Origin of the sequence: Streptomyces sp. C, assembly GCF_000158895.1 — a bacterium.
GTDB lineage: Bacteria > Actinomycetota > Actinomycetes > Streptomycetales > Streptomycetaceae > Streptomyces > Streptomyces racemochromogenes.
In genome coordinates, this window is record NZ_GG657750.1 from 3,879,023 (window position 1) to 3,884,841 (window position 5,819).

Consider the following 5,819-nt stretch of genomic DNA (forward strand, 5'->3'; position numbering starts at 1 on the left):
GCCCCGCGCATACTCAAGGGCATGAGCTACGACGCCATCGTCCTCGCCGGCGGCGCCGCCCGGCGCCTCGGCGGGGCCGACAAGCCCACCCTCCACGTCGGCGGCCGCACCCTCCTCGACAGGGTGCTGGCAGCCTGCCCGGACGCCGCCGAGACCGTCGTGGTCGGCACCCGCAGGGCGACCGCCCGGCCCGTCCACTGGACCCGCGAGGACCCGCCCGGCGGCGGCCCGGTGGCCGCACTGGACGCCGGGATCCGCCGGACCACCGCCCCGCTGGTCCTCGTACTCTCCGCGGACCTGCCCTTCCTCGACCGGGACACCGTCCACGCCCTGCTCGCCGCGGCCGCGACGGGCCCCGACGGCGCCCTGCTGCGGGACGCCGACGGCCGCGACCAGCCCCTCGTCGCGGCCTACCGCGCGGAGCCCCTCCGCCGCGAGATCGCCCTGCTCGCCACCGAGCACGGCACCCTGCACGGCCTCCCGCTGCGCGCCCTCACCAAGGAGCTGGATCTGGCCAGGATCGGCGCCGCTGAGCCACTCGCCTCCTTCGACTGCGACACCTGGGAGGACCTGGCAGCGGCCCGCGCCCGGATCAGGGAGCATGGGAACGTGCTGGAGCATTGGATCACCGCTGCCAAGAACGAACTCGGGATCGACGACGTCCCCGTCGACGTCGCGACCCTGCTCGACCTCGCCCGTGACGCCGCCCACGGTGTGGCCCGGCCCGCGGCACCGCTGACGACGTTCCTCGTCGGTTACGCGGCCGCCCGCGCCGAGGCCACCGGCGCGGACCCCGCCCTGGCCGTCGCCGAGGCCTCCCGCAAGGCCGCCGACCTGGCGCTGCGCTGGGCCGCCGAAGCCCAGCCCCCACACCCCGAGGAGACCGGCTCCGGATGACCCGTACCGACGCCGACGGCGCCCTGGACGAGGCCCTCGCCCTGGTCAGCCGCACCCCCGACACCGGCGGCGCCGGCGGCCACCGTGCCGCCCCGTGGCTGCGCGCCCGCGAGACCGCGGCCCGGGCCGGCACCTCCGTGCCGGCCCGTTTCCACTTTGGTGCCCCTCGCGGACGCGCTCGGCGAGGTGCTTGACCGTACCGCTTCGAAGCCCTCAGCGACCTGCCGTCCTTCGACACCTCGGCCATGGACGGCTGGGCCGTCGCCGGTCCGGGCCCCTGGCACGTCCGCCCCGGGGACGGGATCCTCGCCGGCGACGAGCCGCCCGCACCGCTCGCCGACGGCGAGGCCGTACGGATCGCCACCGGCGCCCGCGTCCCCGCCGACACCACCGCCGTGATCCGCAGCGAGCACGCCCGCGCGTCCGGCAGCCAGCTCTACTCCGACCGGCCCGTGAACACCGGTCAGGACATCCGCCCGCGCGGCCAGGAGTGCCGCTCGGGCGACCTGCTGCTGCCCGTGGGCTCCCTCGTCACCCCCGCCGTGCTCGGCCTCGCCGCGGCCGCCGGGTACGACGAAGTTGGTCACCCGGGCCCCCGGCCCCCGCGTGGAGATCCTGGGTCCTTCGGGGACGAAACTGCTCACCGAGGGCTGCCCGCACGACGGCCTGATCCGGGACGCCCTCAGCCCCATGCTCGGCCCCTGGATCACCCGCCTCGGCGCCGACGTCATCGGCACGCGCCGGCTCGGCGACGACCCGGCCGGCGCCGAGGCCCTGCTGGAGGCCGTCACCTCCTCCACCGCCGACGTCGTCGTCACCACCGGCGGCACCGCCTCCGGGCCCGTCGACCACGTCCACCCCGTCCTGGAGCGTGCCGGGGCCGAGCTGCTCGTGGACGGGGTCGCCGTGCGCCCCGGACACCCGATGCTGCTGGCCCGCATCGGCGACCGGGAGGCGGCCCGCCACGTGGTCGGCCTGCCCGGCAACCCGCTCGCCGCCGTGTCCGGGCTGCTGACCCTCGCCGAGCCGCTGCTGCGCGCCCTCGCGGGCCGCCGCCAGCGGCCCCGCTACACGGTCCCGGTGGAGGGCGACGTGCCCGGCCACCCGTACGACACCCGGCTCGTGCCGGTACTGCTGACCGACGAACACGCCGTACCGCTGCGGTACAACGGCCCCGCGATGCTGCGCGGGGTGGCGGGCGCCGACGCGCTGGCCGTCGTACCGCCGCACGGGGCGCGTTCGGGGCAGGAGCTGGAGATCCTGGACCTGCCCTGGGCATCGGGGGGATGTTTCACGTGAAACTTCACGGCCAGGACGCCATGGCGCGCGGCGCCGACGAGAAACTCGTCTCACGCCGCGTCAAACTGCCCAAGCGGGTGGTCGAGAAGCCGCTGCGGCAGGTCACCCGGCGACTGCTGATGGCCCTCTTCGTGCTGTGCCTGACGGTGCTGATCGTCTGGCTCGACCGCGAGGGCTACCACGACAACGCCAACGAGAAGGTCGACTTCCTCGACTGCGTCTACTACGCCACCGTGACCCTGTCGACCACGGGCTACGGCGACATCGTCCCCTACAGCGACAGCGCGCGGCTGGTCAACATCCTGCTGATCACCCCGCTGCGCGTGCTGTTCCTGATCATCCTGGTCGGCACCACCCTGGAAGTGCTGACCGAACGCACCCGCGAAGAGTGGCGGCTCAACCGCTGGAGGAACAACTTGCGCGAGCACACGGTCGTCGTCGGCTTCGGCACCAAGGGCCGCTCCGCCCTGCAGACGCTGCTGGCGACCGGCCTCCCGAGGGAGCAGGTCGTCATCGTCGACCCCAGCGCCAAGGTGATCGACACCGCCAACGCGGAGGGGTTCACCGGGGTCATCGGCGACGCCACCCGCTCCGAAGTGCTGCTGCGGGCCGAGCTCCAGAAGGCCCGTCAGATCATCATCGCCACCCAGCGCGATGACACCGCCGTCCTGGTGACGCTGACGGCACGGCAGCTCAACCGCGGAGCGAAGATCGTGGCGGCCGTCCGCGAGGAGGAGAACGCGCCGCTGCTGAAGCAGTCCGGCGCGGACGCGGTCATCACGAGCGCGAGCGCGGCCGGCCGACTGCTGGGCCTGTCGGTGCTCAGTCCCAGCGCGGGCACCGTGATGGAGGACCTGATCCAGCAGGGCAGCGGCCTGGACCTGATCGAACGACCCGTCAACAAGTCGGAGGTGGGCCGCAGCGTCCGAGACACCGGCGACCTCGTCGTCAGCGTCCTGCGCGGTCACCGGCTCCTCCCGTACGACGACCCGCACGCGAGCCCGCTCCAGCTGACGGACCGGCTGATCACCATCGTCCGGGCGGTCCCGCCGGCCGGCCCCCAGGTCACCCTGGGCCCGGCCGAGTAGCACGGGTAGATTCCGGGCCATGCATGCGATCACGATCGAGCAGCCCGGCGGCCCCGAGGCCCTGGTCTGGGCCGAAGTACCCGATCCGGTGGCGGACGAGGGGGAGGTGCTCGTCGAGGTCGCGGCGAGCGCCGTGAACCGCGCCGACGTCCTGCAGCGCCAGGGCCTCTACGACCCGCCGCCGGACGCCTCCCCCTATCCCGGCCTGGAGTGCTCCGGGCGGATCGTCGCGCTCGGACCGGGCGTCTCCGGCTGGGCGGTGGGCGACGAGGTGTGCGCGCTGCTGTCCGGCGGCGGGTACGCGCAACGGGTCGCCGTCCCTGCGGGGCAGCTGCTGCCGGTCCCGACGGGCGTGGACCTGGTGACGGCGGCCGCGCTGCCGGAGGTCGTCGCGACGGTGTGGTCGAACGTCTTCATGGTGGCGGGCCTGCGTCCCGGCGAGACCCTCCTGGTGCACGGCGGCTCCAGCGGCATCGGCACCATGGCCATCCAGCTGGGCAAGGCCGTCGGGGCGAAGGTCGCGGTGACCGCGGGCGGCAAGGAGAAACTGGCGCGCTGCGCCGAGCTGGGCGCGGACGTCCTGATCGACTACCGCGAGCAGGACTTCGTGGAGGAGCTGCGGTCCGCGACGGGCGGGGCCGGAGCGGACGTGGTCCTGGACATCATGGGCGCGAAGTACCTCGCGCGGAACCTGGACGCGCTGGCCATGAACGGCCGGCTCGCGGTGATCGGCCTCCAGGGCGGGGTGAAGGCCGAACTGGACCTGCGCACGCTGCTGGCCAAGCGGGCGGCCATCACGGCGACGTCACTGCGCGCCCGGCCGCTGGAGGAGAAGGCGGCCATCGTGGCGGCCGTCCGGGAACACGTGTGGCCGCTGATCGCGGCCGGCCGGGTCCGCCCGGTGGTCCACGCGGCCTACCCGATCGCGGAGGCCGCGGAAGCCCACCGGATCCTGGAGGCCAGCACCCACGTGGGCAAACTCCTGCTCACCCTCTGACGTCCCCGGGACCACCGCTGCGCGGAGCCCGCCCCTCCCCACCCTTCCCCGTTCCCAGGGGCTCCACCCCTGCCCCCGCGCCTCAAACGCCGCCGAGGCTCAAAAACCGGGGCTCCGCCCCAGACCCCGTGCCGGGCGCTGCGCGCCCGGTGCGCTCAAACGCCGCGCGGGCTGAAAGACCGGGGCTCCGCCCCGACCCCCGACGCGCTCAAACGCCGGCGAGGCTGGAAGACCGGGGCTCTGCCCCCGACCCCGACGCGCTCAAACGCCGGCGAGGCTGGAAGGCCGGGGCTCTGCCCCTGACCCCGTCGCGCTCAAACGCCGCGCGGGATGGAAAACCTGGGGCTGCGCCCCAGAGCCCGTGCCGGGCGCCGCGCGGGCTGGATTTCGCGCAGCGAAATTCCAGCCCCGCCGACGTTTGAGGCGCGGGGGTCTGGGGGCGGAGCCCCCAGGGGGGTCCGGGGCGCAGCCCCGGGGAACGGGCGAAGGGCGGGGCGGGGAGCAGCCCGCGCAGCGGCACCCGCACCCCGCCCGGCCAGGGCAACGGCACCAGGCTCCCCCCTACAGGCTCCGCAACAGCACCGCCGGGTTCTCCACGCAGTCGGCCACGTACCGCAGGAACCCACCGGCCGCCCCGCCGTCGCAGACCCGGTGGTCGAAGGTCAGGGACAGCTGCACGACCTGACGGACGGCCAGCTCGCCCCGGTGCACCCACGGCTTCGGGATGATCCGGCCCACGCCGAGCATGGCCGCCTCGGGGTGGTTGATGATCGGCGTGGAGCCGTCGACTCCGAACACCCCGTAGTTGTTCAGGGTGAACGTCCCGCCGGTCAGGTCCGACGGGGCCAGCTTCCCCGCCCGGGCCAGCTCGGTCAGCCGGGCGAACTCCGCCGACAGGGACTCCGGGCTGCGCGTGTGGGCGTCCCGCACCACGGGGACCATCAGCCCGCGCTCGGTCTGCGCGGCGAAGCCCAGGTGCACGGCCGGGAGCCGGACGATCTCGTTGGCGGCGAGGTCGACGGTGGAGTTGAGCTCGGGGTACTTGGCCAGCGCGGCCGTGCAGATCCGCGCCAGCAGCGCGAGCACCGAGATCTTCTGCCCGTCCACGGCGTTCATCGCGGCCCGCGCGGCCATCAGCTCGGTGGCGTCCGCGTCGACCCAGCAGGTGGCCTCGGGGATCTCCCGGCGGCTACGCGAGAGCTTCTCGGCGACGGCGCCGCGCAGCCCCTTGAGCGGGATCCGCTCGCCCTGCGCGGCCACCGGAACCGGCACCGCCACGGGGGCGGGCACGGGCTCGGGGGCCCGGAGGGCGGCCTCCACGTCGGCCCGCAGGATCAGGCCCTCCGGCCCGGACCCGCGCAGCGCCCGCAGGTCGACCCCGTTGTCCCGGGCCAGCTTGCGCACGAGCGGCGAGATGACTGTTTTTCTTTTCCGGCGGCCACCCCCCGAGCGGCCGGAGCCGGAGCAGGCGCCGGAGCCCGGGGCAGGCGCCGCCACGGGCGCCGACACCGTGGTGTTTTTTGGGTCGCACCCCGCCG

6 protein-coding genes and 1 pseudogene are annotated in these 5,819 nt (G+C 74.7%); 6 read left to right on the top strand and 1 reads right to left on the bottom strand.

Annotated elements, in window-relative coordinates:
- Positions 1-21 precede the first annotated feature (21 nt).
- From SSNG_RS17340 to SSNG_RS17355, 6 genes and pseudogenes are all read left to right on the top strand, one after another.
- Positions 22-897, top strand: a complete 876-nt coding sequence (locus tag SSNG_RS17340) for an NTP transferase domain-containing protein (protein WP_007265172.1) — start codon at positions 22-24, stop codon at positions 895-897.
- Complete coding sequence (locus tag SSNG_RS45285; RefSeq protein WP_347232452.1) at positions 894-1,091, top strand: hypothetical protein; 198 nt, start codon at positions 894-896, stop codon at positions 1,089-1,091. Before SSNG_RS17340 ends, SSNG_RS45285 begins: the two co-directional genes overlap by 4 nt.
- 51 nt (positions 1,092-1,142) lie before the next feature.
- Positions 1,143-1,406: pseudogene (locus SSNG_RS45290) on the top strand (molybdopterin molybdenumtransferase MoeA); the annotation flags it as partial.
- A gap of 70 nt (positions 1,407-1,476) precedes the next feature.
- On the top strand, positions 1,477-2,196 hold the full coding sequence (locus SSNG_RS45295) for a molybdopterin-binding protein (protein WP_347232453.1): 720 nt from the start codon (positions 1,477-1,479) through the stop codon (positions 2,194-2,196).
- Positions 2,184-3,284 (top strand): potassium channel family protein, encoded by a 1,101-nt coding sequence (locus SSNG_RS17350; protein ID WP_128637002.1) that lies wholly within the window; start codon positions 2,184-2,186, stop codon positions 3,282-3,284. Before SSNG_RS45295 ends, SSNG_RS17350 begins: the two co-directional genes overlap by 13 nt.
- 19 nt (positions 3,285-3,303) lie before the next feature.
- On the top strand, positions 3,304-4,281 hold the full coding sequence (locus SSNG_RS17355; RefSeq protein ID WP_007265175.1) for an NAD(P)H-quinone oxidoreductase: 978 nt from the start codon (positions 3,304-3,306) through the stop codon (positions 4,279-4,281).
- 561 nt (positions 4,282-4,842) lie between these two features.
- Here SSNG_RS17355 and SSNG_RS17360 read toward each other — a convergent pair.
- Positions 4,843-5,819, bottom strand: a 977-nt coding sequence (locus tag SSNG_RS17360; RefSeq protein ID WP_128637003.1) for a dihydrolipoamide acetyltransferase family protein, incomplete at its 5' end; no start/stop codon positions are given.